Origin of the sequence: Mycobacterium sp. 134 (genome assembly GCF_048282715.1) — a bacterium.
GTDB classification, from domain to species: Bacteria; Actinomycetota; Actinomycetes; order Mycobacteriales; family Mycobacteriaceae; genus Mycobacterium; species Mycobacterium septicum.
The window spans coordinates 5,735,818-5,759,943 of the sequence record NZ_JBLVUN010000008.1 but is presented as its reverse complement, the minus strand read 5'-3'; the positions used below and the strand labels follow the sequence as shown (position 1 = coordinate 5,759,943).

Here is a 24,126-nt window from a genome sequence, read left to right as displayed (position 1 = left end):
GCCATTCTCGACGGGTGGAAATCACCCCTGTCTCCCGGGCCGCTGTCTCCGACGGTGTATTCGTGCACATCGTGGACGAGATCCTGTCCGGACGGTTGGCCGTCGACGAGGCCCTGCCGTCGGAGCGGGAGCTGGCGCTCGCATTCGCGGTGAATCGACATGCCGTGCGCGAGGCGCTCAAGCGGCTGCAGCAGGCCCGCCTGGTGCGCATCAGCCACGGCGGCAAGACCCGGGTGCTGGACTGGCGGCAGACCGCAGGCCTCGACGTACTCAGCACGCTGGCAGCCACGGGTGCGGTGCCCGCCCAACAGGTGGCCCACGACATCATGGTGATGCGCCGGTCGGTGGCCGCGGATGCGGCCAGGCTGTGTGCGCGCACGGCCTCCGACCATCAACTCGCCGCGATCTCGGCGGCTGCCTCGGCCTACCCGGAGCCGCCGGCCTCCGCCTCGTTCACTGTCGACCTGGAATTCTGGACCGCGGTGATCGACGGTTCGGGCAACCTGGCCTACCGTCTCGCGCTCAACACGCTCGTCAGCTCCTTCGCCGACATCGGGTGGCAGACGATCGCCGATCTCGGAATCGGAGTCGAATTGGCAGATCGCGCAGCGCATATCGCATTGGCCGAGCGCCTGTCGGCCCGCGACGGAGACGGTGCGCACAGGCTCGCCGACGAGCTGCTCGGCCGGGTTGTCGAGACCTTGGCCGACCGTGCCGCGGAGAGCGGATAGCCGCCATGTTCGACCTCATCATGCACGCTGTGCCGGTGTTCGTGATCTGCCTGGCTCTGGAAGCGGTGTCCTTTCACCTTTCCCCCGACGACGGCAAAGCCGGTTACGAGTTCCGGGATTCACGCACCAGCTTGGCCATGGGCATCGGCAACGTTGTCGTCAACATCGGCTGGAAACTGGTGGTGGTCGCCGCTCTGGCCGGCGTCTACCTGCTGGCGCCGTTCCACCTGAGTGCGAGCAATCCGCTGACCTGGATCGCGCTGTTCGTCGCCGACGACTTCGTCTATTACTGGTATCACCGTACGCACCACACGATTCGGGTGTTCTGGGCGAGTCACGTCGTGCATCACTCCAGCCAGTACTACAACCTGTCCACCGCGCTGCGTCAACCGTGGACGCCGTTCACATCGCTACCGTTCTGGGTGCCGTTGGCATTCCTCGGGTTCGCGCCGTGGATGATCGTCCTGCAGCAGGCCGTCAGCCTGGTCTATCAGTTCTTCATACATACAGAGCGGGTCGGAAAGCTCTGGCGTCCTGTCGAATTCATCATGAACACGCCGTCGCACCACCGAGTACATCATGGCTCCAACAGTGCGTACCTCGACACGAACTACGGTGGCATCCTGATCGTCTGGGATCGACTGTTCGGCACCTTCACCCCCGAGGGGGAGCGTCCGGTCTACGGCCTGACGAAGAACATCGACACCTTCAACCCGGTGCGGGTGGCCACCCATGAGTTCGTTTCGATCTGGCGCGACCTGCGCGCCGCACGAAGCTGGCGGCACCGTTTCGGGTACGTGTTCGGCGGCCCCGGGTGGACACCCGATCCGAACCCTGCCTAAGTGCGGTCCCCGATGGTCTGCCAGAGGAACTCGTAGGTCAGCGCCGCCTTGAACGCGGACTGCTTGTTGTCGGCCGCGCCGCCGTGGCCGCCCTCGATGTTCTCGTAGTACAGCACCCGGTGCCCGGCCTCCTCGAGTGCCGCCGTCATCTTCCTGGCATGCCCGGGATGGACCCGATCGTCGCGGGTCGAGGTGGTGATCAGGATCGGCGGATACTTCGCAGTGTCCGAAATATTCTGGTACGGAGAATATTCCGACATGAACGCCCAGTCCGCCGGATCGTCGGGATTGCCGTACTCGGCCACCCATGACGCGCCCGCGAGCAGCAGGTGGAAACGCTTCATGTCCAGCAGCGGCACACTGCACACCAGTGCCCCGAACAGCTCCGGGTACCGCGTCAACATCACGCCCATCAGCAGTCCGCCGTTGCTGCCGCCGCCCGCGCCGAGCTGCTCGACGGTGGTGATGCCGCGGTGCACGAGATCCGCTGCGACGGCGGCGAAATCCTCGTACACCAGATGGCGGTTCTCCCGCATCGCCTGCTTGTGCCAGTCTGGGCCGTACTCGCCACCGCCGCGGATGTTGGCCTGCACGTAGGTGCCGCCGCGCTCCAGCCAGGCGCGACCGACCCCGCCGATGTAGCCCGGGGTCAACGAGTTCTGGAATCCGCCATAGCCGTAGAGGTAGGTCGGGCTCGGTTGCTCGCGGCGTCCGACGACGAAGTACGGGACCTTCGTACCGTCCTTGGACGTGGCGAAGAACTGCTCGACGGCGATGCCGTCGGCGTCGTAGAAGGCCGGAGCGGACTTGACCTCGACCAGGGGCCCGCCCGCGGTGCCGTACAGCAGCCGCGAGGGAGTGGTGAATCCGCTTGAGTTGTAGAAGACCTCGTCACCGAAGTGGTCGATGTCGACGACGATGGTGTCCGTCGCCGGCGGGATGTCCGGTGCGTCCCTGCGCTCCCACGTCCCGGGAGTGACGACCTCGACGTGGCTGGCGACATCCCGCAGCGTGATGAGGATCAGCTTTTCCTTGGTCCACTGCACACTCGACAGGCTGCTGTGCTCGTCCGGCTCGTAGATCATCGCGAGATCTGCTGTGCCGTCGAGAAATTCATCGAACCTGGTGCCCAGTAGCGCACCTGCGGGGTACGTGACCTCACCCACCTGCCAGTCGGTTCGCAGCGAGATCAGCAGCCATTCGCGGTGCAGCGACAGTGACGAGTCGGTCGGGACCTTGAGCTCGATGAGTTCGCCGTCGCGCACCTCGTACCGGATGCGGTGGTAGAAGTCGGTGTAGCGGCCCAGCCGGGTGTGCTCGAAGCCCGGGGTCCGGTCGATCGACGCGATCACCCGGACGTCGGTCGGTTCGGCCTCGTACACCGTCTCGGCGTCGGCCAACGGCTCACCGCGGCGCCAGCGCCTGGCGATACGCGGATAACCGGATTCGGTCATCGATCCTTCGCCGAAGTCGGTGCACACCAGCAGGGTGTCCTCGTCCTCCCAGGACACCGACGATTTCGCTTCTGCCAGCTCGAATCCGCCGGAGACGAATTCCCGTGTCCGCATGTCGAACTCGCGGACCACGGTGGCATCGGCACCGCCTCGGGACAGGCTGATCATCGCCAGGGTGTGGTCCGGCTCGATCACTTCGGGCCCGGCCCACACCCAATTCTCGTCCTCGGCACGGGCCAACTCGTCCAGGTCCAGGATCACGTCCCAGTCCGGGTCGTCGGTCCGGTAACTCTCCAATGCGGTGCGCCGCCACAGGCCGCGCGGGTTGGCCTCGTCGCGCCAGAAGTTGTACAGGTACTCACCGCGCCGGCCCGGATACGGGATCCGCGCGTCGGTGTCGAGGATCTCCAACACCTCGGAGCGCATCGCGTCGAAACGTTCGCCGCTCAACTCCTCGATCGTCGGCTCGTTGTGCGCCCGCACCCACGCCAACGCGTCGTCGCCGGTGATGTCCTCAAGCCACAGGTAAGGGTCCGCTGCCACCTGTCCATTGTGACTGCGCGCGTACTGTGAGCTGGACAACACCACTGCCGATGGAAGCGAGGACGCGATGGGCCAGGCACCGGCGCGGGCCCTGATCACCGCGGCTGCCGCCGATCTGCTGTCGCGGCTACAGGAGCGCCACGGTGCGCTGATGTTCCACCAGTCCGGCGGCTGCTGTGACGGCTCCTCGCCGATGTGTTACCCCGACGGCGAGTTCATCGTCGGTGACCGCGACGTCCTGCTGGCGGTTCTCGACGTGGGAGGCGCCGGGGTACCGGTGTGGATCTCCGGCCCACAGTTCGAGGCGTGGAAGCACACCCAGCTGGTGATCGACGTCGTCGCAGGTCGCGGCGGTGGTTTCAGTCTGGAAGCACCCGAGGGGATGCGGTTCCTGTCCCGCGGCCGGGCCTTCACCGACGCCGAGAACGACCTGCTGACCGGGCAGCCCCCGGTGACCGGCGCGCAGTACGGCGCTGGTGCCCGACCGCCCGACACCGGCAGCCACATCGTCGAGGAAGCGGCCGACGCCTGCCCGGTTCCAGCGCGGACTCTGCCTACTTCTCCAAGGTGAACTGAACGACGTCGGTCTGGCGCTGCCGGAACAACTTCGCGCAGCCGGTCAGATACTTCATGTAGCGCTCGTAGACCTCTTCGGACTGAGTCGCGACCGCCTGCTCACGGTTGGCCTCCAGATTGGCGGCCCAGATATCGAGGGTCTGGGCGTAGTGCGGTTGCAGCGACTGTTGCCGAGTGACCGTGAAGTCGGCCGCGGTCGCATGGTCGACGACGATCGGAATCGACGGCAACTGCCCGCCCGGAAAGATCTCGGTCAGGATGAACTTGATGAACCTGGCCAGCCCGAACGTGACAGGTATCCCCATCTCGTGGGCCTTGCGGGGATCGATCCCGCAGATGGTGTGCAGCAACATCACACCGTCGGACGGCAGGGCCTGATAGGCCTTGTCGAAGAAGGCCGGGTAGCGGTCACGACCGAAGTGCTCGAACGCGCCGATCGAGACGACGCGGTCGACGGGCTCGTCGAACTGTTCCCAGCCCTGCAGTAGCACCCGTCTGCTGCGGTCGGTGTCCATGTCGTCGAACATCTGGCGGACATGTGCGGCCTGGTTCTTCGACAGTGTCAGCCCAACGACGTCGACGTCGTAGCGCTCGATGGCGCGTCGCATCGTGGCGCCCCAGCCGCAGCCGACGTCGAGCAAGGTCATTCCGGGCTGCAGCCCCAACTTGCCGAGTGCCAGATCGATCTTGGCGATCTGGGCTTCCTCCAATGTCATGCCATCGCGTTCGAAGTACGCGCAGCTGTAGGTCCGTGTCGGATCGAGAAACAGTTGGAAGAAGTCGTCGGAAAGGTCGTAGTGAGCTTGGACGTCGTCGAAATGCGGAGTCAGAGATTTCGGCACAAGGCCGCCTTCCTGCTGGTTCGTCGGTCGAAGAGCAGATCGCGCCCGCGACCCTCATAGACCATTCGGAACCGATCCAGCCGCGGATTGCTACGAATCGATATCGGCCGGGGCGCGCCGTGCCGGTGACGCCGGCGTAAGGCGTCGCGGCGTTATCGTCGAAGAGTGATTCCGCTGCCACGGGCGTGGCTGCTGACCAGCGCCATGTTGGTCGGCGTAGCGGTCGGGCTGCTGGCGGGGATCGCCACGACATTGCTGGTGACGGTCACTGTCAGGCCCGACGTGGTGATCGCGCTCGTTCTCGGGGTACCCGGTGCCCTCGGAATATTGACCGTCCTGGTTTCGGGGCGGCGGTGGCTCACCGCGCTCGGCGCGGCGGTACTGGCCATCGCGCCCGGCTGGTTTGCCGCTCTCGCGATCATCCAGGTGGCAACCCATGCCTGAGAACGTCGACACCTCCACCGCGGACTTCGCCCCGCTGTTCGACACGGGGGAAAACGAAATCCTCGACGAGGAGCTATCGCCCCAGACGACGTCCGCGGAAGACATGACCCCGGACGAGACGGCGTCCGACGACGCGCCCTCGGCACCGTTGCCCGCTCCGGTCCCACCCATCGTGGTGGAGGGGACCTATCTGTCCATGAAGTGGTGGACGTTCGTCGGCGTACTGGCCGGGGTGTGGTTCGTCTCCGCGGCCGCGGGGGCAGGCCTGTACTACTACTGGTATCAATCGGCGGACAAGACCTGGCCGGTGTTCGTCGTACTCGCCTACATCGTCGCCACCACGGTCGGCGCCCTGGTGGCGTCGACAGCCCAGCGCAAACCCGTGATATCGGCCCTGGCCATCGCACTGATGTCGGCGCCGCTGGCGGCGATGGCCGCCGCCGCGGTTTTCTACGGCGCCTACGTGTTCGGCTGGATCGCCCGGTAGCACCATTGCGCCGCCCACTAGGGTGGGGTCGTGACCCACTTTGACGTCGTCGTTCTCGGAGCTGGCCCCGGTGGATACGTCGCGGCCATTCGTGCCGCCCAACTGGGCCTGAGCACCGCAATTGTCGAACCCAAATACTGGGGTGGCGTGTGCCTCAATGTCGGGTGTATCCCGTCCAAGGCGTTGCTGCGCAATGCCGAACTCGCGCACATCTTCAACAAGGAAGCCAAGACCTTCGGCATCAGCGGTGAGGCCACCTTCGACTACGGCGCCGCCTTCGATCGCAGCCGCAAGGTCGCCGACGGCCGTGTCGCCGGCGTGCACTTCCTGATGAAGAAGAACAAGATCACCGAGGTCCACGGCTACGGCACCTTCACCGGGCCCAAGTCGATGACGGTCAAGCTCAACGAGGGCGGTTCGGAGGAACTCACCTTCGACAACGCGATCATCGCCACCGGATCGTCGACCCGCCTGGTTCCGGGGACCTCGCTGTCCGACAACGTGGTCACCTACGAAACCCAGATCCTCTCGCGCGATCTGCCGGGCTCGATCATCATCGCCGGCGCCGGCGCGATCGGCATGGAGTTCGCCTACGTGCTGAAGAACTACGGCGTCGACGTGACCATCGTCGAGTTCCTGCCGCGCGCGCTGCCCAACGAGGACGCCGAGGTCTCCAAGGAGATCGAGAAGCAGTACAAGAAGCTGGGCGTCAAGATCCTCACCGGAACCAAGGTCGAGGCGATCGCCGATGACGGTTCGGTCGTGAAGGTGACGGTGAGCAAGGACGGAAAGTCCGAGGAGCTCAAGGCCGACAAGGTGCTGCAGGCCATCGGCTTCGCGCCCAACATCGAGGGCTTCGGCCTGGAGGCGGCCGGCGTCGCGCTCACCGACCGTGGGGCCATCGCGATCGACGACTACATGCGCACCAACGTGCCGGGCATCTACGCCATCGGTGACGTCACCAGCAAGCTGCAGCTGGCCCACGTCGCCGAGGCGCAGGGTGTCGTCGCAGCCGAAACCATCGGCGGCGCCGAGACTCTCGCGCTCGGCGACTACCGGATGATGCCGCGCGCGACGTTCTGCCAGCCGCAGGTGGCGAGCTTCGGCCTGACCGAGGAGCAGGCCAAGGCCGAGGGATACGACGTGGTCGTCGCCAAGTTCCCGTTCACCGCCAACGGCAAGGCCCACGGCCTGGCCGATCCGACCGGCTTCGTGAAGCTCATCGCGGACAAGAAGCACCTCGAGCTGATCGGTGGACACCTGATCGGGCCCGACGTGTCCGAGCTGCTGCCGGAGCTGACGCTGGCGCAGAAGTGGGATCTGACGGCCAACGAGTTGGCCCGCAACGTGCACACCCACCCGACCCTGTCGGAGGCGCTGCAGGAGTGCTTCCACGGGCTGACCGGCCACATGATCAACTTTTGAGAAACGAAATCGTCGCCGGCATAGCCGGATTGGTGGTCGGCCACATTCTGTGGCTGGCCGCCATCACGTTGGCGACCGAAGGCTCCCGGGTGAACATCTGGGTACTGCTGGTCGCGGCCCTGTCGCTCATCGGCGGCGCTGCGGGCGGGTACTTCGGCTGGCGTAAGTACCAGCAGAAATCCCATACGTGGGCGGCGTTCCTGTGGGCGTTGCCGGTGTCCCCGGTGCTGTTCTCGCTCGTGCTGCTCGGAGTTACGTACCTGTAGGTTTGTGTGATCGCACAACGGCAGGGCGCGCGTTTCGAGCGATTTTCCTCTGCGGGACCGGCACACCCTGGACGAATGTCGATGTGACAGATCGGGCCGCGGCCCGTCCACATCGGCAGCACAGGGAACCCAATGGCATCTAGCAGTGGACTGATCGATGACGCGCCGCTGACGGCATTCCACAAGAAACTGACGCTGTACTCGTCGGGCGGACCGTTCATCGACGGCTATGCCATTGCGATCATCGGGTTCACCTGGGCGACCATGAGTACGTCGTTCGACGTCACGACGGCCGACAAGGGGATGATCGCGGCCGCGGTCCTGGTCGGGATCTTCGTCGGCGGCGGCCTGTTCGGCTGGGTGACCGACAAGGTCGGCCGCCATATGATGTACATCCTGGATCTGCTTGCCCTGGCCGTCTTTTCGGTGGGCTGCATGTTCGCCACCGAGGTCTGGCAACTGATCCTGCTGAGATTCCTCATCGGCATGGCGATCGGCGCCGACTATCCGATCGCCACCTCACTTCTCGCCGAATACCTGCCCGCCAAGTATCGCGGCCGCATGCTCGGCGCGACATTCGTCGTGTGGGCCGTCGGTGCCACTGCCGCTCCGGCTGTGGCAATGGTGTGTACTCACCTGGCCGGCGACAATGCCTGGCGGTGGATGCTGGCCAGCCCGGCCGTCTTCGCACTCGTCACGCTGTTCCTGCGATTGGGGACACCGGAATCGCCGCGGTGGCTGATCAGCAAGGGACGGGTCGAGGAAGCCGACCGATCCATCAAGCAGGTCTTCGGACCCGACTATGGAGTGGAAGACCTCGGTGAGCCCGAGCCGGCGGAACGCGCGACGTTGCGGTCGGTGTTCAAGCCGCCCTACCTGAAGCGGACGCTGTTCGTCAGCCTGTTCTGGATGTGTCAGGTGATCCCGCTGCTGTCCATCTACTCGTTCTCCTTCGACATCCTGGGCGAGGTCGGCATCACCGGTAACGGCGCCGAGGTGTTCCTCGCCGCGCTGTTCGTGGTCGGCGGCATCCCGGGGCTGTTCCTGGTCGACCGGATCGGCCGCAAGGCCCTGCTGATCTACACCTTCGCCGGTATCGGGATCATCTGGGGCATCGCCGGTCTGATACCCGGACTGCCGGTGATGGTCGTCTTCATGGCGGTGTGCGCCTTCGCGCTGCTGTCAGGGGCGTCGAACTTCCTCGAGATCGTCTATCCCAACGAGTTGTTCCCGACGGAGGTGCGCGCCACAGCCGTCGGCATCGGCACCGCGGCCAGCCGGATCGGTGCGGCGGTGGCCGTCTACCTGATGCCGTTCGCCCTCGACAAGGGCGTCAACTGGGTGCTGCTGGCCGGCGCGGTCATCTCGTTCGTCGGGCTGGCCGTCACCGTGGCGTGGGGCGTGGAAACGGCCGGCCGCTCCTTGAGCGAGGCCTGCAATGCCAAGACCACGTCCGACCGAGAAACCGTGCGTTCCGGCTAGCGGCGACTGCTAGTCCGGGAAGTCCAGCGGGATCCGCAGCGTCGTCATCGTGGCGGCCAGGCCATCGTATTGGCTTGCCAGCATGCAGAATTCGATGATCTGCTGCTTGGTGAGAATCGCGGAGAGCGCGGCCCAGGTCTCCGCCGAGATGGACCGGGTGACGACGAACTCGTCGGTCGCGGTGATCAACACCCGTTGCCGGTCGGTCAGGCCCTCGGCGTCGGGACCCTCGAAGATGCGGGCCTGGGTCTCGGCGTCCACGCCCCGGCTGCGGGCCAGCCGTCGGTGCTGTTGTAGTTCGTATTCGCAATCGCGCAGATGGCCGACCCGGAGGATGACGAGCTCGGCGTCCTGACGCGGAATCTTGCCGAGCGGGCCGAGCAGCAGACCGGAATACGGCAGCCAGGCCAGGAACAGCAGCTTGTGCTGGCCCAGCACGTTCATCAGGGTGAAACGGGGTGCCCGGATGGCCCTGGCGCCCAGCTTGGCGATGGCCCAGTTGACCGGTCCCAGCTCACGGAATCCGCCGGGTGCGATGCGGGCCGGCTCGAGTGCACTCACCCCGCCGAGTCTGGCACAACCGGTGGGCTTCAGACCGTCCAGGCGCCTGCCTGATTGCCCGTCCATTTCTACGCCTGGACCCTAGATCGTGTTGTCGAGCGACCACTGCGCAGGAAAACGGTGGGATGCCAGCGGCTACGGCTGGCGCACCAGATACGGCGACACCGTCGAGCGGTGCTCGTTGAGGTCCAGCGCCTTGCCGAGCGCCGGGAACGCGCGTTGCGGGCAATTGTCGCGTTCGCATACCCGGCAGCCCGAGCCGATGGGCGTGGCCACCTCGCCGGAGAGGTCCAGCCCTTCGGAGTAAACCAGCCGATGAGCATGGCGCAGTTCGCATCCCAGCCCGATGGCAAAGGTCTTGCCGGGCTGCCCGTAGCGCGACGCGCGTCGCTCCACGGTGCGGGCCACCCACATGTAGTTGCGGCCGTCGGGCATCTGGGCGACCTGCACCCCGATCTTGCCGGGATTCCCGAAGGTCTCGTAGACATTCCACAACGGGCAGGTGCCACCGGATGAGGAAAAGTGAAAGCCGGTGGCGGACTGGCGCTTTGACATGTTTCCCGCGCGGTCGACCCGGACGAAGGAGAACGGGACCCCGCGCATCGACGGGCGCTGCAGGGTGGACAGCCGGTGCGCGATGGTCTCGTAGCTCACCGAGTAGAACGCCGACAGCCGCTCCACGTCGTAGCGGAAGTTCTCGGTCACATCGTGGAACTGGCGGTAGGGCAGCACCGTGGCCGCGGCGAAGTAGTTGGCCAGGCCGAGACGGGCCAGGGTGCGGGATTCGTCGCTGGTGAACATGCCCTCGTCGACCATCTTGTCGATGAGGTCGCCGAACTCCAGGAAGGCCAGTTCGGCCGCCATCTTGAAGACCTGCTGGCCGCTGGAGAGATGGTTGCCCATCTCCAGGGTCTTGGTGGCCGGGTCGTAGCGGTGCAGCACGGTGTCGCCCAGGTCGATGCGCCGCACGATCCGGACCCCGTGCACCGTGGTCATCCGGTTGGCCAGCTCCCCGGCCAGATCACCGCGGTGCATGCGGATCTTGGCGGTCAGATCCTCGGCGGCGGTGTCGAGTTCGTGCAGATAGTTCTGCCGTTGGTAGAAGTAGTCGCGCACTTCCTCGTGCGGCATGGTGATCGAACCACTGCCGCTGCCGTCCGAATAGCGGTCCTCGGTGGCGGCCGCCAATTGCGTGGTGGTCAGCCGGTAACGGCGGTGCAGGTTGACCATCGCGCGGGCGAAGTTCGGGTACGCCGCGACCATGTCGGCGACTTCGGCGACGTCCATGTCGGCACCGAGGTCGCGGTCCATCGTGACCTCGCGCATCTCGGCGACCAGCCGGGTGTCGTCGTGGGAGGCGAAGAACGTCGCGTCCACCCCGAAGACCTCGGTGATGCGGAGCAGCACCGCCACGGTCAGCGGGCGTACGTCGTGCTCGATCTGGTTGAGATAACTGGGGGAGATCTCCAGCATCTGGGCCAGTGCCGCCTGGCTGAAACCACGCTCGCTCCGTAGTTGCCGCACCCGCGACCCCACGAACGTTTTTGCCACGTCAAACAGCCTAACAAGGATGCGAAGGCCGTCTTCGCATTCTTGGCAGTTCGGTCACTACTGACAGTATCGGGCTGCCTGGCATGATCGGCTCAGACGACAGTGACTGGAGATGACCATGACGGGAACCGCGCAGAATTCGACCACCGGGCTGAACAAGGTGATGATGCCGGTGCCCGATCCCCATCCCGATGTCTTCGACCGGGAATGGCCGCTGCGGATGGCCGACGTCGACCGCGCCGGCCGACTGCGGTTCGACGGTGCGTGCCGGCACATTCAGGACATCGGCCAGGACCAGCTGCGGGAGATGGGCTACGAGGACGTCCACCCCGCATGGATCGTCCGCCGCACGATGATCGATCTGATCCGGCCCATCGAGGGCGGCGACATCCTGCGGATGCGGCGGTGGTGTTCGGGTACGTCCAACCGGTGGTGCGAGATGCGGGTGCGTATCGACGGCCGCAAGGGTGGCCTCATGGAGTCCGAGGCATTCTGGATCCACATCAACCGGGAGACGCAGGGGCCCTCCCGGATCTCCGACGACTTCCTGTCGGGCCTGCGCCGCACCACCGACGAGTCCCGTCTGCGCTGGAAGTCCTACCTGAAGGCCGGCAGTCGTGAGGACGCTGCCGAGATCCGCGAGTACCCGGTGCGGGTGTCCGACATCGACCTGTTCGATCACATGAACAACTCGGTCTACTGGACGGTGGTCGAGGACTACCTGTACTCGCATCCCGAGCTGCTGGAGAAGCCGCTGCGGGTGACCATCGAGCACGACGCCGCGGTGGCCCTCGGCGAGAAGCTCGAGATCCTGTCGCATGTTCACCCGGCCGGATCGACCGACAAATTCGGCGAAGAGCTCTCCGATCGCACTGTTAGAACGCTCACATATGCCGTCGGCGACGAGACAAAAGCGATCGCATCGCTGTTCTCGCTCTGACCCCTCCCGGTTTAACAGTACGAGCGTACTGACCTGCACCTTTGAGCTACTCGTCGGTAGCTTCTGAACCGGTACAGCCATCATATTTCTTCGCAACCTTTGCAAGTTAACTAAGCGCTTTGGCGAAACTTGGCAACTGAAACGGGTGGACCTGCGGATATGTGCTGTGCCATCGTCGGGTTAGCACATCAGTGAAGCTGCCACGGCGTTAGCAATTAACAAGGCGAACGACACGGCGGTGGAGCAAGGCGACTGAAACAAACCGAAGGAGCAGTCCTATGTCGACCGTGGGCACCCCCAAGTCACCGGAGCAGATCCAGCACGATTGGGATCACAACCCCCGCTGGAAGGGCATCACCCGTACCTACACCCCGGCCGACGTGGTTGCCCTGCAGGGCTCCGTCGTCGAGGAGAACACCCTGGCCCGCCGCGGCGCCGAGGTGCTGTGGGAGCAGCTGCACGACATGGACTTCGTCAACGCGCTGGGCGCGCTGACCGGTAACCAGGCCGTGCAGCAGGTCCGCGCGGGCCTCAAGGCCATCTACCTGTCCGGGTGGCAGGTCGCCGGTGACGCCAACCTGTCCGGCCACACCTACCCCGACCAGAGCCTCTACCCGGCCAACTCGGTGCCGCAGGTCGTCCGCCGCATCAACAACGCGCTGATGCGCGCCGACCAGATCGCCAAGGTCGAGGGCGACACCTCGGTCGAGAACTGGCTCGCCCCGATCGTCGCCGACGGTGAGGCCGGCTTCGGTGGTGCGCTCAACGTCTACGAGCTCCAGAAGGCCATGATCGCCGCCGGTGTCGCCGGTTCGCACTGGGAAGACCAGTTGGCCTCGGAGAAGAAGTGCGGCCACCTCGGTGGCAAGGTGCTGATCCCCACCCAGCAGCACATCCGCACCCTGACCTCGGCCCGCCTGGCCGCCGACGTCGCCGACGTGCCGACCCTGGTCATCGCGCGCACCGACGCCGAGGCCGCCACCCTGATCACCTCCGATGTGGACGAGCGCGACCGCCCGTTCATCACCGGTGAGCGCACCAACGAGGGCTTCTACCGCGTGCAGAACGGCCTGGAGCCGTGCATCGCCCGCGCCAAGGCCTACGCGCCGTACGCCGACCTGATCTGGATGGAGACCGGCACCCCGGACCTGGAGCTGGCCAAGAAGTTCGCCGAGGGCGTCAAGAGCGAGTTCCCGGACCAGATGCTGTCCTACAACTGCTCGCCGTCCTTCAACTGGAAGCAGCACCTGGACGACGACACCATCGCCAAGTTCCAGCGCGAGCTGGGCGCGATGGGCTTCAAGTTCCAGTTCATCACGCTGGCCGGCTTCCACGCCCTCAACTACTCGATGTTCGACCTGGCCCACGGCTACGCCCGCGAGCAGATGAAGGCCTACGTCGAGCTGCAGGAGCGCGAGTTCGCCGCCGAGGAGCGCGGTTACACCGCCACCAAGCACCAGCGCGAGGTTGGCGCCGGTTACTTCGACCGGATCGCCACCACCGTGGACCCCAACAGCTCGACCACCGCGCTGGCCGGTTCCACCGAAGAGGGTCAGTTCCACTAAACCCCGTGGCTTGACAGCAGCAGGCCCCGCTCAGAATTCTTGGGCGGGGCCAGTCGCATGTCCGCATATCCAGACGAAAGTGAAGTAGTGAGCAATCAAATTGAACGAGTAGGTGTGATCGGCGCCGGCCAGATGGGCGCGGGCATCGCCGAGGTGTCCGCGCGTGCCGGCGTGGACGTGCTGGTGTTCGAGACCACCGACGCACTGGTCACCGCGGGCCGCAACCGCATCACCAAGTCGCTCGAGCGCGCGGTCAGTGCGGGCAAGGTCACGGAGCGGGAGAAGGACGCCGCACTGGGCAAACTGAAGTTCACCACCACGATCGACGATCTGGCGGATCGTCAGCTGGTCATCGAGGCTGTGATCGAGGACGAGAACGTCAAGGCAAAGATCTTCGCCGACCTGGATCGCGTGATCACCGACCCCGACGCCGTGCTGGCCTCCAACACCTCCAGCATTCCGATCATGAAACTCGCAGCAGCTACACAGAATCCTTCCAGGGTGCTGGGCCTGCACTTTTTCAACCCCGTTCCCGTGTTGCCCCTGGTCGAATTGGTCGGCACTCTGGTGACCTCGGACGCCGCCGCCGCGCGCGTCGAGGACTTCGCCAGCACGGTTCTCGGAAAACAGGTTGTCCGTTGTGCTGACCGGTCCGGTTTCGTGGTCAACGCGTTGCTGGTTCCGTACCTCTTGGCGGCGGTCCGAATGGTCGAGGGTGGCTTTGCCACAATTGACGATGTCGACAAGGCTGTGGTCGCCGGACTGTCCCACCCCATGGGGCCGCTGCGGCTGTCCGATCTGGTCGGTTTGGACACCCTAAAGCTCATCGCTGACAAGATGTTTGACGAGTTCAAAGAGCCTTTGTACGCCGCGCCGCCGCTCCTGCTGCGCATGGTGGAGGCCGGGCAACTGGGCAAAAAATCGGGTCAGGGCTTCTACAAGTACTGAATCGACCCGCGCTGGCACTATGGCCGAGGCTTAGCTAGTCTACCCACAGTAGGGCCTGCTGGCTCGCTCTATAGAGTCTGCATGTAAGAACACGTGTCGGCCCGCAACTAGCGGTCGTCAGCAGCAGAAAACGCAAAGAGGTAATTTTTCGCATGTCTAACGTCGAGTCCGATCTTGCTCCGTACTACGAGGAGTCGCAGTCGATCTACGACATCTCGAATGAGTTCTATGCACTCTTCCTCGGGCCGACCATGGGTTACACCTGCGGTTACTACGAGCGCGAGGACATGAACCTCGAGGAGTCGCAGAACGCCAAGTTCGACCTCGCGCTGGGCAAGCTCGACCTCAAGCCGGGTATGACGCTGCTCGACATCGGCTGCGGCTGGGGCGGCTGCCTGGAGCGCGCGTTGATCAACCACGACGTCAACGTCATCGGTATCACGCTGAGCAAGGAGCAGTCGGAATACGCCCGCAAGCGGCTGGCCAAGATCGACACCAACCGCAACATCGAGATCCGCCTGCAGGGCTGGGAAGAGTTCAACGAGCCCGTCGACCGCATCGTCTCGATCGGCGCGTTCGAAGCCTTCAAGCAGGAGCGCTACCCGATCTTCTTCGAGCGCGCCTACAGCATCTTGCCGGACAACGGCGGCCGGATGCTGCTGCACACGATCCTGGCGCACACCCAGCAGTTCTTCCGTGAGAACAACATCAAGCTGACGATCAGCGACCTGAAGTTCATGAAGTTCATCGGTGAGGAGATCTTCCCCGGTGGGCAGCTGCCTGCGGTCGAGGACATCGAGAAGCTCGCCGACGGCTCGGGCTTCAAGCTGGAGCGCATCCACCTGCTGCGTCCGCACTACGCGCGCACGCTGGACATGTGGGCGACCAACCTGGAGGCGGCCAAGGACGAGGCCATCGCCCTGCAGGGCCAGGAGGTCTACGACCGGTTCATGAAGTACCTGACCGGTTGCGCCGACTTCTTCCGTCGCGGCATCACCAACATCGGCCAGTTCACGCTGGTCAAGTAGTTTCGCGCTTTCACTTCACGCCGGAACTACGGTTTCTGACGTATTTCGCTCGGAATTCGTCACGAACCGTAGTTTCGGCGTGAGTGTTTTAGAGCGCTTCTGACCCGAGCCAAAATCTCAGGCTGCCGATACCGCAGTTGTCGGGCGCTGACCCGCACGATCGTCCAGCCCTGTGCGGCCAGGAACTCCAGGCGCTCGATATCGCCCTCGTGGATCTCCGGATTGCTCCAGTGCTGGTCACCGTCGTATTCAATCCCGATCATCCGCTCCGGCCATCCCATATCGATCCGCCGTCGCACCCGGCCCCGCTCGTCGGCAACCGGAATCTGCGTGACAGGCCGGGGCAGTCCACCGCGGACGAGCAGCAGCCGCAGGCGCGTCTCCTGCGGGGATTCGGCTCCCGCGTCGACAAGGTCGAGTGCCCTGCGCAGTCGCCGGATCCCGCGGGCGCCCGGGTACCGGTCGGTGATGGTCATGACGTCGTCGACCGTGCCGCGGGAGCTGTTGAGCAGCGCATCGATCCTGATGATCGCGGTGTCGAGGGGTTGGCGTCGCCCCATGTCGTAGCACGTGCGGGCGACACTGGTGCAGGTCATGTCGCCGACGACCTGAAGCTCGTCGTCGGCGATCGTGCCGGTGTGGATCAGGATCCCGGGGGGCGAGGGCTGGCGGATACGCGCCAGTTCGGCCGGCGCATCATCGGGGAGCCACTTACTGCCCAGCACTGCCGCCGCGGAGTACCCGGATAATGTCGCGGCGCGTCTGGACCAGAGCCACGCCGCAGTTGCCCGATCTCGCGCGGTGAGTATCAGACTCGTTGGCGCATAGACATTCTGGTGCACCATGACGTATTTGGACCGCAACATCTGCCGGGTGGCGTACCCGGCCGCCATCGCCTCGCTACCCACGATGATCGCTTCCAACACGGAGATTGGACGTGGGGCGCACGCATCTGGTTCCCGCGCCCGCCGAGACTACGGGTTATGACGGGATCGCGGCGAAATCCGTCACAAACCGTAGTGTCGGCGCAATACGGGGAGGGCTCAGACGGAAGCCAGCCGCTTCTTCTCCGCCTCGACGTCGAAGTCCGGCGGTGGCCACGACATGTTGAGGCCCTTGAGCGCCTCGATGAGCAGCTCGGTGATGGCGAGGCGGCTGTACCACTTCTTGTCGCACGGCACGATGTGCCACGGCGCGTAATCGGTCGACGTCTTCTCCAGCATGGCCTGGTAGGCCTCTTGGTACTTGGGCCACAGCAGCCGCTCGTCGATGTCGGCCGGGTTGTACTTCCAGTACTTGTCGGGCCGCTCCAGCCGTTCGGCCAGGCGCGCCTTCTGCTCGGCCAGCGAGACGAACATGGCGACCTTCACCAGCGTGGTGCCGGCATCGACCAATTCGCGTTCGAACGCGTTGATCTCGTCGTAGCGCGCGCCCCAGACGTCCGGCGGCACCAGGTTGTGCACGCGGACGATGAGAACGTCCTCGTAGTGCGAGCGATCGAACACCCCGATGTGTCCGGCCGGCGGCAGCGCGTTGCGGATCCGCCACAGGTAGTGGTGGGCCCGCTCCTCCTCGGTCGGCTTGCCGAAGCTGGTATACCGGATTCCCTGTGGGTTTGCCGCTCCCACAACATGTTTGACGATCCCGCCCTTGCCCGCGGTGTCCATGCCCTGCAGGATCAGCAGCACCGAGCGGTTGTCGTCGCCACTCTTGCTGCGGGCGTAGAGCATTTCCTGGAGCGAGGCGAGCCGCAGATTCCGTTCGGTCTGCAGGGTGGGCGCATCGCTCTTGTTCCCGCGGAATCCCGGCGTGCTGTTGGTGTCGATTCGCGCGACCTCGTCGCCCGGGCGGAAAGCCAGCTGGTCATGTGGTTCGTGGGTCCACAGGGCAGGCAGATCTCTGTCGCTCACCCGCTCAGTCAAGCAGTTGTGGCGGCAAAACCGGTGACGGGTGCGGCAGTGAGTTGAACTTTTCCAGCGAGCCACCCACTTCGACAATGCCGCAGAGCGCGTTCCAGGAGAGCATGGTCAGGTAGTCGATCAGTTCGTCGGCGGTCATCCTCGGATTCGACATCCAGGAGTGGGTGGCCAGCTGGACGCCGCCGACAGTGTGAAACGCCCACGCTTCCGCGCCCCGGGTGTCCATGCCGACCTGGGCCATCCGGCGGCGCAGCATCACGGCCAGCATGCGGGCGATGATCTGCTCGGAATCGGCGACGGCTTTGCTCTTGCTCGCCGAGTTGTTCGCCATCACGAACGGATAGATCTCCGGTTCAGCCGCAACCGTTTCCACGTACACCTTGATGATCTCGCGGGTGAGGGCGAAACCGTCGAGGTTCGAGGACAGTGCCGCAGCCATATTGGGGATCAGGGTGGTCTGGGCGAACCGCATCATCACTGCGGTGGTGAGGTCGTTCTTGTCGACGAAGTAGCGGTACAGCACAGTCTTGGACACGCCGATCTCGGCGGCGATCTCGTCCATGCTGACGTTGCTGCCCTGGCGTCGGATCGCTTCGAGGGTGCCGTCGACCAACTCATTGCGCCGCTCCACCTTGTGCTGGTGCCAACGCCGCTTGCGTCCATCGGTCTTCACCGTCACCGGCGGAGTCTGCTGTGCCACAGTCGCAGTAGTCCCATTCCCTAGTTCCACTTGATACTACGGCGAATCTGCGGATACCGGTCCGTGGGTCAGACCGTCAGTCGCGGCGATAGCGCAAGATGGAAAGGTGGCACATCGAACCGACGCCGGAGCCCGCCCGCTTGCGGGCCCGCGGCCAAGTTTTGCCGAGACGCTGGCCGGTGCGGACAGCGCTGCCGACGCCGAGCGCCTGCGGGGTTTGCGGAGGATGAAGCTGGTCGCGCTGGGCTTCCTGGTCGGCGCCACGGTGATCTTCCTGTTGTGCACCTGGGCGCAATCGCGGGGCGCCGCCGGTTGGGTCGGCTACGTGCGGGCTGCCGCCGAGGCCGGCATGGTCGGCGCGCTCGCCGACTGGTTCGCGGTGACCGCCCTGTTCAAGCACCCGCTCGGGGTGCCCATCCCGCACACGGCGATCATCAAACGCAAGAAGGACCAGCTGGGGGAGGGTCTGGGCACGTTCGTCCGGGAGAACTTCATGTCTCCCGAGGTGATCGCGAACAAGCTGCACGATGCCCAGGTGGCGGGCCGGTTCGGTAAGTGGCTGTCCGACCGTTCGCACGCCGAGCGGGTGGCCGCCGAGGCGTCGACCGTGCTGCGGGTCGGCGTGGAGATGCTGCGCGACGAGGACGTTCAGCACGTGCTGGACCGGATGATCGTCAAGCGCATCGCGGAACCGAAGTGGGGCCCGCCGATCGGCCGGGTGCTGTCGACGCTGCTGCAGGAGGGCCGTCAGGAAGCGCTGATCCAGCTGCTGTGTGACCGCGCGTTCCAGTGGTCGCTGAACTCCGGCGAGGTCATCGAGCGTGTCATCGAGCGCGATTCGCCGACCTGGTCGCCGCGGTGGGTGGACCACCTGGTGGGGGAGCGGATCCACCGCGAGTTGATGGACTTCACCGACAAGGTGCGCCGCAACCCTGACCACGAGTTGCGGCGGTCGGCCACGAGGTTCCTGTTCGAGTTCGCCGACGACTTGCAGAACGACGAGGCGACGATTCAGCGAGCGGAGAACGTCAAGGAGCAGCTCATGGGCCGCGACGAGGTGGCCCGGGCGGCCGAGACCGCGTGGGCGGCGGCCAAGCGGATCATCCTTGAGTCGGTGGACGACCCGTCCTCGGCCCTGCGGACCCGGATCGCCGACTCGGTGATGCGCATCGGTGAGTCGTTGCGTGACGACTCCGAGCTACGCGACAAGGTCGACAGCTGGATCATTCGGGGGGCAAAACACCTGGTCGCCGAGTATGGGACCGAGATCACAGCAATCATCACCGAGACCATCGAGCGCTGGGATGCGGACGAGGCGAGCCGCCGGATCGAGCTCCATGTGGGCCGTGACCTGCAGTTCATCCGGATCAACGGCACCGTGGTGGGCTCGTTGGCCGGTCTGATCATCTATTCGATAGCCCAACTACTCTTCTGACCTGCGCTAACTAGTGCTTGCAAAAGTTAGCACCCCGTCGTAGCGTGAATTTTGTCGTTAACGGATACACGGCCTACGAGGGGGAAGGACATGGCGCAAGACGAAAATCTCGCGGCTGTCGTCTCCAACGCTGCGCAGGACATCGGAAGTTTCATCCGGGCCCAGCGTGAGGCGGCGCAGGTATCGGTGCGGCAGTTGGCCGAGAAGGCCGGCGTCAGCAATCCCTATCTGAGCCAGATCGAACGGGGATTGCGGAAACCCTCCGCCGACGTGCTCAACCAGATCGCGAAGGCGCTTCGGGTGTCAGCGGAAGTCCTCTATGTGCGCGCCGGGATCTTGGAGCCCAGCGAGCCCAGCGAGGTCCGCGACGCCATCGTCAACGACGTGGGGATCACCGAGCGGCAGAAGCAGGTGCTGCTCGATATCTACACATCGTTTCGGCAGCAGAACGAAGCCGAAGCCGGTGAGGAGCCGACCACTGACTGACACCTCACCAGCTGCCCGATAACCATTCGCACGAAAAGCCCATCCTGAGAAAGGAATTCGCATGACCGAGAAGACTCAGCCCACCATCGAAGACCTCAAGGCCCCGCTGCTTGCCGCCGTCGGTGCCGCTGACCTGGCCTTGGCCACGGTCAACGAGATCGTCGCCAGCCTGCGTGAGCGTGCCGAGGGTGCGCGTACCGACGCCGAGGCTCGCGTCGAGGAAGGCCGCGCCCGTCTGACCAAGCTGCAGGAAGACCTGCCGGCCCAGTTCGACGAGCTGCGCGACAAGCTCTCCTCTGACGAGCTGCGCAAGGCCGCCGAGGGCTACGCCGATCAGGCCACCGCCACCTACAACAAGCTCGTCGAGCGCGGCGAGGCGGCGCTGGAGCGCCTGCGCAACCAGCCGGCCATCGAGGAAGCCGCCAGCCGGGTCGAGGGCTACACCGATCAGGTCACCGAGCTGACCCAGGATGCGCTGGGCACCGTGGCCTCGCAGACCCGCGCGGTCGGCGAGCGCGCCGCCAAGCTGGTCGGCGTGGAGCTGCCCAAGAAGGTCGAGAAGGCCACCGAGACCGCCGCCGCGAAGACTGCTGCCCCGGCCAAGAAGGCTGCTCCGGCTGCCAAGAAGGCCGCTCCGGCTGCCCCGGCCAAGAAGGCTGCTCCGGCTGCCAAGAAGACCACGGCCGCCCCGGCCAAGAAGGTCACCCAGAAGTAGTACCGGTGTCGACCGTGTTGTCTACGGGGACCTGAGCCCCGTCGGTCGACGTCAGTGATGACGCCCGCATAGGCTGGTGAGGTGCAACTTGCCAACCTTGCGGGCGTCATTGTCTTTGTACTGGTCGTCGTCGTCTTCTGCGTGGGCGTCTACGCGTTCGTGCACGCCGCCGTGCAGCGCCCGGATGCCTATACGGCCACCGGCAAGCTCACGAAGCCGGTATGGCTGGCGATCCTCGGGGTGAGCCTGCTGCTGGCCCTGCTGCTGCGCGATGCCTTCGGCGCCGCCATCTGCGCCTGCGCCGCCGGGATCTACCTCGTCGACGTGCGGCCGAAACTGCTCGAAATCCAGGGAAAGTCACGCTGACCCGATGCGCTCACCACTGGCCGCGCTAGGCGCGGCGGGTATCGCGCTGGGCGCGGTACTGATCTGGGCTCCCGACGCGGCCGCTGATCCCGGCGACCACGTGTACGTCGACCACGTCGAATGGGCCAAATGGGGCGACCTGTCGAGCCTGCGCGTGTATCCCACCGATGCGGCCCGCGCATTGACCCACCAGCCCGGCAGCGCAGCCCAGGCCGATCAGGCCTGGGCCGAGGTGCTGAGCCTGTCCCCGGACGCCGACCTGCCCGGGATGCGCGAGCAGTTCCTGTGCCACTGGACGTTCGCCGAACTCGCCGAGCCCGGCAAGACCAGCTGGAATCTGGAGCCGTGGCGGCCCGAGGTCGCCCCTGAGGTGATGCTGGCCAGCGGATGTAATCCCGGCGGCAGCGAGGAACCGTTCTGATGGGCGGCTACCCGCGCGCACAGGTGGCGGCGCTGGTCGACCACACCCTGCTCAAGCCAGAGGCCACCGTGGCCGACGTCGAGAAGCTGGTGGCCGAGGCCGTCGACCTCGGCGTGTTCTCGGTATGCGTGTCGCCGTCGCTGGTGGCCGCCGCGGCCGCGGCGGCTCCGCCCCACCTGGCGGTGGCCGCGGTGTCCGGCTTCCCGTCGGGCAAGCACGTGGCCGAGATCAAGGCCCGCGAATCGCAACTGGCCGTGGCGGCAGGTGCCGGCGAGATCGACATGGTGATCGACGTCGGAACCGCGCTGACCAAGGATCTGGGCGCGACCGCGGCCGAGATCGCCGCGGTGCGTGCCGCCGTACCCAGCGCCACGCTCAAGGTGATCGTCGAATCCGCGGCGCTGCTGGAACTCGCCGGCGAGGAGTTGTTGCAGGACGTCTGCCGGGCCGCCGTCAGCGCCGGGGCCGACTTCGTCAAGACCTCCACCGGCTTTCATCCCAGCGGCGGTGCCTCCACCCGGGCCGTAGAACTGATGGCCCGCGCGGTGGGAGACGGCGTCGGGGTCAAGGCCAGCGGCGGCATCCGCACCGCCGAGGCGGCCGTGGCGATGCTCGACGCCGGGGCCACCCGGCTCGGCCTGTCGGGCACCCGGGCGGTGCTCGACGGCCTCACCGGTTAGGCCGGCACGGAAAACTCAGAGCTTGAAGCAGGGGTCCTCTTCGGCCCTGGGCATCGACGCGTTCGTGGTGGAGAACTTCGCCTCCACCCCCTTGTCGGTGACCTGCACGCTGTCCGCGTGGATCCCCATCGGGTAGTTCTCGGTGAGCTGGGCGGTGAACTTGTCCAGGATCGGCTGCAGGGTCTCCCGCGGCCAGGACAGGCCGATCGCGCTCAGGTCGACGATCTGCAGCGAGATGCCCTTGTTGACCACCGTGGGCTTGGCGGTGATGGTGCCGAGCAGGCCCTTGAGCTCGATGGTCCCGTTGGACGGGTTGGTCCTCACGTCCGAGATGGCCGAGCCGATGAACGGCAGCTGCACCAGGTCGGCCACGGTCTGACGGATGCCGTCGGTGCTCCACGAGATGTCGGCGACCAACGAGCCCACGGTGCCGCTGGCGTCAGCGGTCTCCTGGATCCGCACATCCCTGATGTCCAGCTTCACCTTCATGCCCTTGGCATCGCGGATCTGGTTGCCTGCGGTCTCGATGTTGATGTTGGTGTAGTGCCCGGTCACGTGCTGCAGCAGGAACGGCGGCAGCGGATCGAACGAGGCCTTCGCCCCGTCCTGCACGGTGCATTCCACGACCGAAGCGACGATCTTGTCGGCACGGTTGCGGGCGTACAACTCGCCGCCCAGCACCCCGGCGGCGATCAGGGCCACCACGATCACGAAGACCAGCACCACCGAGAGCGGATCCGAGAACAGCTTCTTGACCTTCGCCATCGCCGAGGGGTCCTGCGGCTGGGGAGCGGCAGGTGCCTGTCCGTCGACCTGGCCCGGCTGATCCGCCGGCGGTTGCGGAGGCAGCGCCTGGGTAGGCGCCGGCGGGGACTGGTCGGTTGGGCGAGCCCAGGGATCGGTCACCCCAGCGATTGTGCCTTACCGAACTGAGCGAACTGTGAGCGGTTCTGCAGCACCGCGATGGTGTCCCGGACCTGGTTGGCGGCATCGAGGTCGACGTCGAAGACCAGCAACTGCGGGGCGGCGCCGGCCGCGGCGAGAACCTCGCCGGTGGGGGAGGTCACCAGGCTGCCGCCGACACCCGTCGGCCCGACCTTGGCGATCTCGTCGCCCGGGTAGGCCTGGTCCACCGCGGCGATGAAACCGGTCGTGTCCAGCGCGCGGGCCCGGGCCAGCAGGGTCCACTGCTCGAGCTTGCCGGGCCCCGATCCCCACGAGGCATGCACGGTGATCAGCTGGGCGCCGCGACGGGCCAGCTCCACGTACAGCTCAGGAAACCGGACGTCGTAACAGGTGGTCAGGCCTACGGTGACTCCGTCGACCGTGATCGTCACTGGATCGAAACCCGGTGCCACAGTTCGTGATTCGGTGAATCCGAAGGCGTCGTAGAGGTGGATCTTGTGGTAGTGCGCGTCGACGCCGGGGCCCGTCGCGATCAGGGTGTTGGTGACCCGACCGTCGTCGCTGGGGACGAACATCCCGGCCACCACGACCACCCCGGCCCGTGCGGCGATCTCGCGCACCCCCGTCGCCCACGGCCCGTCCAGGTCCTCGGCGACCGGGGCCAGCGGCACGCCGAACCGGCACATCGTGGCCTCGGGAAACAACACCAACCGCGCGCCGTCATCGGCGGCGCGCCGGGTGAACTCGTCGACCAGTGTCAGATTCGCCGAGGGGTCCGCGCCGGTGGCGATCTGCGCCAGGGCAATTCGCATG

Annotated in this window: 27 protein-coding genes; 18 read left to right on the top strand and 9 right to left on the bottom strand. The window is 65.6% G+C overall.

Annotated elements, in window-relative coordinates; genetic code table 11:
* Positions 1 to 14: 14 nt before the first annotated feature.
* Complete coding sequence (locus ACNQVK_RS32470; protein WP_418032786.1) at positions 15 to 731, top strand: FadR/GntR family transcriptional regulator; 717 nt, start codon at positions 15 to 17, stop codon at positions 729 to 731.
* Positions 732 to 736: 5 nt separating this feature from the next.
* Positions 737 to 1,573 carry a sterol desaturase family protein gene (locus ACNQVK_RS32465; protein WP_418032785.1) on the top strand — a complete coding sequence of 279 codons (837 nt, stop codon included), beginning with the start codon at positions 737 to 739 and terminating at the stop codon, positions 1,571 to 1,573.
* On the opposite strand, the gene ACNQVK_RS32460 is transcribed toward ACNQVK_RS32465, so the two are convergent.
* A complete protein-coding gene (locus ACNQVK_RS32460) occupies positions 1,570 to 3,612 on the bottom strand; it encodes a prolyl oligopeptidase family serine peptidase (RefSeq protein WP_418032784.1) in 2,043 nt (680 codons plus the stop codon). The genes ACNQVK_RS32465 and ACNQVK_RS32460 overlap by 4 nt on opposite strands.
* Positions 3,613 to 3,637: 25 nt before the next feature.
* Here ACNQVK_RS32460 and ACNQVK_RS32455 point away from each other — a divergent pair, with 25 nt between their 5' ends.
* Positions 3,638 to 4,141, top strand: a complete 504-nt coding sequence (locus ACNQVK_RS32455) for a DUF779 domain-containing protein (RefSeq protein WP_418032783.1) — start codon at positions 3,638 to 3,640, stop codon at positions 4,139 to 4,141.
* Here the strand turns inward: ACNQVK_RS32455 and ACNQVK_RS32450 are convergent.
* Positions 4,125 to 4,988 (bottom strand): cyclopropane mycolic acid synthase family methyltransferase, encoded by an 864-nt coding sequence (locus ACNQVK_RS32450; RefSeq protein ID WP_418032782.1) that lies wholly within the window; start codon positions 4,986 to 4,988, stop codon positions 4,125 to 4,127. The genes ACNQVK_RS32455 and ACNQVK_RS32450 overlap by 17 nt on opposite strands.
* Before the next feature lie 165 nt (positions 4,989 to 5,153).
* Here ACNQVK_RS32450 and ACNQVK_RS32445 point away from each other — a divergent pair, with 165 nt between their 5' ends.
* The 5 genes from ACNQVK_RS32445 (at position 5,154) to ACNQVK_RS32425 (ending at position 9,092) form a co-directional block, all read left to right on the top strand.
* Complete coding sequence (locus tag ACNQVK_RS32445) at positions 5,154 to 5,432, top strand: putative holin (RefSeq protein ID WP_418032781.1); 279 nt, start codon at positions 5,154 to 5,156, stop codon at positions 5,430 to 5,432.
* Complete coding sequence (locus ACNQVK_RS32440) at positions 5,425 to 5,919, top strand: hypothetical protein (RefSeq protein WP_418032780.1); 495 nt, start codon at positions 5,425 to 5,427, stop codon at positions 5,917 to 5,919. The genes ACNQVK_RS32445 and ACNQVK_RS32440 overlap by 8 nt, the downstream gene beginning before the upstream one ends.
* 30 nt (positions 5,920 to 5,949) lie before the next feature.
* Complete coding sequence (gene lpdA, locus ACNQVK_RS32435) at positions 5,950 to 7,344, top strand: dihydrolipoyl dehydrogenase (protein WP_418032779.1); 1,395 nt, start codon at positions 5,950 to 5,952, stop codon at positions 7,342 to 7,344.
* A complete protein-coding gene (locus tag ACNQVK_RS32430) occupies positions 7,341 to 7,610 on the top strand; it encodes a hypothetical protein (protein ID WP_090424314.1) in 270 nt (89 codons plus the stop codon). The genes lpdA and ACNQVK_RS32430 overlap by 4 nt, the downstream gene beginning before the upstream one ends.
* Positions 7,611 to 7,742: 132 nt before the next feature.
* The gene (locus tag ACNQVK_RS32425) at positions 7,743 to 9,092 is read left to right on the top strand and encodes an MFS transporter (protein ID WP_409551265.1); all 1,350 of its coding nucleotides are present in this window, start codon (positions 7,743 to 7,745) and stop codon (positions 9,090 to 9,092) included.
* 9 nt (positions 9,093 to 9,101) lie between these two features.
* On the opposite strand, the gene ACNQVK_RS32420 is transcribed toward ACNQVK_RS32425, so the two are convergent.
* The gene (locus ACNQVK_RS32420) at positions 9,102 to 9,653 is read right to left on the bottom strand and encodes a carboxymuconolactone decarboxylase family protein (RefSeq protein WP_409551266.1); all 552 of its coding nucleotides are present in this window, start codon (positions 9,651 to 9,653) and stop codon (positions 9,102 to 9,104) included.
* 135 nt (positions 9,654 to 9,788) lie between these two features.
* The gene (ramB, locus tag ACNQVK_RS32415) at positions 9,789 to 11,204 is read right to left on the bottom strand and encodes an acetate metabolism transcriptional regulator RamB (protein WP_418032778.1); all 1,416 of its coding nucleotides are present in this window, start codon (positions 11,202 to 11,204) and stop codon (positions 9,789 to 9,791) included.
* A gap of 118 nt (positions 11,205 to 11,322) precedes the next feature.
* Here ramB and ACNQVK_RS32410 point away from each other — a divergent pair, with 118 nt between their 5' ends.
* From ACNQVK_RS32410 to ACNQVK_RS32395, 4 genes are all read left to right on the top strand, one after another.
* Positions 11,323 to 12,144 carry an acyl-[acyl-carrier-protein] thioesterase gene (locus ACNQVK_RS32410; RefSeq protein WP_124713613.1) on the top strand — a complete coding sequence of 274 codons (822 nt, stop codon included), beginning with the start codon at positions 11,323 to 11,325 and terminating at the stop codon, positions 12,142 to 12,144.
* Between the two features lie 278 nt (positions 12,145 to 12,422).
* Positions 12,423 to 13,709: an isocitrate lyase gene (gene aceA, locus ACNQVK_RS32405; RefSeq protein ID WP_039314369.1), complete on the top strand. Its 1,287-nt coding sequence runs from the start codon at positions 12,423 to 12,425 to the stop codon at positions 13,707 to 13,709.
* Between the two features lie 87 nt (positions 13,710 to 13,796).
* Positions 13,797 to 14,657, top strand: a complete 861-nt coding sequence (locus tag ACNQVK_RS32400) for a 3-hydroxybutyryl-CoA dehydrogenase (RefSeq protein ID WP_418032777.1) — start codon at positions 13,797 to 13,799, stop codon at positions 14,655 to 14,657.
* Between the two features lie 152 nt (positions 14,658 to 14,809).
* Positions 14,810 to 15,685: a cyclopropane mycolic acid synthase family methyltransferase gene (locus ACNQVK_RS32395; RefSeq protein WP_276126917.1), complete on the top strand. Its 876-nt coding sequence runs from the start codon at positions 14,810 to 14,812 to the stop codon at positions 15,683 to 15,685.
* A 59-nt stretch (positions 15,686 to 15,744) separates the two neighbouring features.
* Here the strand turns inward: ACNQVK_RS32395 and ACNQVK_RS32390 are convergent, their stop codons facing one another.
* The 3 genes from ACNQVK_RS32390 to ACNQVK_RS32380 all read right to left on the bottom strand — a co-directional run bounded on the left by ACNQVK_RS32390 (position 15,745) and on the right by ACNQVK_RS32380 (position 18,304).
* Positions 15,745 to 16,608 carry an endonuclease domain-containing protein gene (locus ACNQVK_RS32390; protein ID WP_418032776.1) on the bottom strand — a complete coding sequence of 288 codons (864 nt, stop codon included), beginning with the start codon at positions 16,606 to 16,608 and terminating at the stop codon, positions 15,745 to 15,747.
* Positions 16,609 to 16,728: 120 nt separating this feature from the next.
* Positions 16,729 to 17,595, bottom strand: coding sequence for a polyphosphate kinase 2 family protein (locus ACNQVK_RS32385; RefSeq protein WP_418032775.1), 867 nt, complete (start codon positions 17,593 to 17,595; stop codon positions 16,729 to 16,731).
* Positions 17,596 to 17,599: 4 nt separating this feature from the next.
* Positions 17,600 to 18,304: a TetR/AcrR family transcriptional regulator gene (locus ACNQVK_RS32380; RefSeq protein WP_044515633.1), complete on the bottom strand. Its 705-nt coding sequence runs from the start codon at positions 18,302 to 18,304 to the stop codon at positions 17,600 to 17,602.
* A 106-nt stretch (positions 18,305 to 18,410) separates the two neighbouring features.
* Between ACNQVK_RS32380 and ACNQVK_RS32375 the strand changes: the two genes are divergently transcribed.
* From ACNQVK_RS32375 to deoC, 6 genes are all read left to right on the top strand, one after another.
* A complete protein-coding gene (locus ACNQVK_RS32375; RefSeq protein WP_418032774.1) occupies positions 18,411 to 19,739 on the top strand; it encodes a DUF445 domain-containing protein in 1,329 nt (442 codons plus the stop codon).
* A gap of 90 nt (positions 19,740 to 19,829) precedes the next feature.
* Complete coding sequence (locus ACNQVK_RS32370) at positions 19,830 to 20,225, top strand: helix-turn-helix domain-containing protein (RefSeq protein WP_044515636.1); 396 nt, start codon at positions 19,830 to 19,832, stop codon at positions 20,223 to 20,225.
* A 61-nt stretch (positions 20,226 to 20,286) separates the two neighbouring features.
* Positions 20,287 to 20,940: a heparin-binding hemagglutinin gene (locus tag ACNQVK_RS32365; protein WP_418032773.1), complete on the top strand. Its 654-nt coding sequence runs from the start codon at positions 20,287 to 20,289 to the stop codon at positions 20,938 to 20,940.
* An 81-nt stretch (positions 20,941 to 21,021) separates the two neighbouring features.
* Positions 21,022 to 21,306, top strand: coding sequence for a DUF2516 family protein (locus ACNQVK_RS32360; RefSeq protein WP_418032772.1), 285 nt, complete (start codon positions 21,022 to 21,024; stop codon positions 21,304 to 21,306).
* A gap of 4 nt (positions 21,307 to 21,310) precedes the next feature.
* A complete protein-coding gene (locus tag ACNQVK_RS32355; RefSeq protein WP_418032771.1) occupies positions 21,311 to 21,727 on the top strand; it encodes a DUF2599 domain-containing protein in 417 nt (138 codons plus the stop codon).
* Positions 21,727 to 22,407: a deoxyribose-phosphate aldolase gene (deoC, locus tag ACNQVK_RS32350; protein ID WP_418032770.1), complete on the top strand. Its 681-nt coding sequence runs from the start codon at positions 21,727 to 21,729 to the stop codon at positions 22,405 to 22,407. Before ACNQVK_RS32355 ends, deoC begins: the two co-directional genes overlap by 1 nt.
* Before the next feature lie 15 nt (positions 22,408 to 22,422).
* On the opposite strand, the gene ACNQVK_RS32345 is transcribed toward deoC, so the two are convergent.
* Together ACNQVK_RS32345 and ACNQVK_RS32340 are read right to left on the bottom strand one after the other, a co-directional pair.
* Positions 22,423 to 23,313 carry an LmeA family phospholipid-binding protein gene (locus ACNQVK_RS32345; RefSeq protein ID WP_418032769.1) on the bottom strand — a complete coding sequence of 297 codons (891 nt, stop codon included), beginning with the start codon at positions 23,311 to 23,313 and terminating at the stop codon, positions 22,423 to 22,425.
* Positions 23,310 to 24,125, bottom strand: coding sequence for a carbon-nitrogen hydrolase family protein (locus tag ACNQVK_RS32340; RefSeq protein WP_418032768.1), 816 nt, complete (start codon positions 24,123 to 24,125; stop codon positions 23,310 to 23,312). The genes ACNQVK_RS32345 and ACNQVK_RS32340 overlap by 4 nt, the downstream gene beginning before the upstream one ends.
* Between the last annotated feature and the right edge of the window lies 1 nt (position 24,126).

What these genes read in the sequence shown, in the direction of transcription:
- aceA (WP_039314369.1), top strand. Translation starts at nt 12,423, where the DNA reads ATGTCGACCGTGGGCACCCCCAAGTCACCGGAGCAGATCCAGCACGAT.
- deoC (WP_418032770.1), top strand. Translation starts at nt 21,727, where the DNA reads ATGGGCGGCTACCCGCGCGCACAGGTGGCGGCGCTGGTCGACCACACC.
- ACNQVK_RS32465 (WP_418032785.1), top strand. Translation starts at nt 737, where the DNA reads ATGTTCGACCTCATCATGCACGCTGTGCCGGTGTTCGTGATCTGCCTG.
- ACNQVK_RS32370 (WP_044515636.1), top strand. Translation starts at nt 19,830, where the DNA reads ATGGCGCAAGACGAAAATCTCGCGGCTGTCGTCTCCAACGCTGCGCAG.
- ACNQVK_RS32355 (WP_418032771.1), top strand. Translation starts at nt 21,311, where the DNA reads ATGCGCTCACCACTGGCCGCGCTAGGCGCGGCGGGTATCGCGCTGGGC.
- ACNQVK_RS32440 (WP_418032780.1), top strand. Translation starts at nt 5,425, where the DNA reads ATGCCTGAGAACGTCGACACCTCCACCGCGGACTTCGCCCCGCTGTTC.
- ACNQVK_RS32455 (WP_418032783.1), top strand. Translation starts at nt 3,638, where the DNA reads ATGGGCCAGGCACCGGCGCGGGCCCTGATCACCGCGGCTGCCGCCGAT.
- ACNQVK_RS32410 (WP_124713613.1), top strand. Translation starts at nt 11,323, where the DNA reads ATGACGGGAACCGCGCAGAATTCGACCACCGGGCTGAACAAGGTGATG.
- ACNQVK_RS32395 (WP_276126917.1), top strand. Translation starts at nt 14,810, where the DNA reads ATGTCTAACGTCGAGTCCGATCTTGCTCCGTACTACGAGGAGTCGCAG.
- ACNQVK_RS32365 (WP_418032773.1), top strand. Translation starts at nt 20,287, where the DNA reads ATGACCGAGAAGACTCAGCCCACCATCGAAGACCTCAAGGCCCCGCTG.
- ACNQVK_RS32425 (WP_409551265.1), top strand. Translation starts at nt 7,743, where the DNA reads ATGGCATCTAGCAGTGGACTGATCGATGACGCGCCGCTGACGGCATTC.
- ACNQVK_RS32340 (WP_418032768.1), bottom strand. Translation starts at nt 24,125, where the DNA reads ATGCGAATTGCCCTGGCGCAGATCGCCACCGGCGCGGACCCCTCGGCG.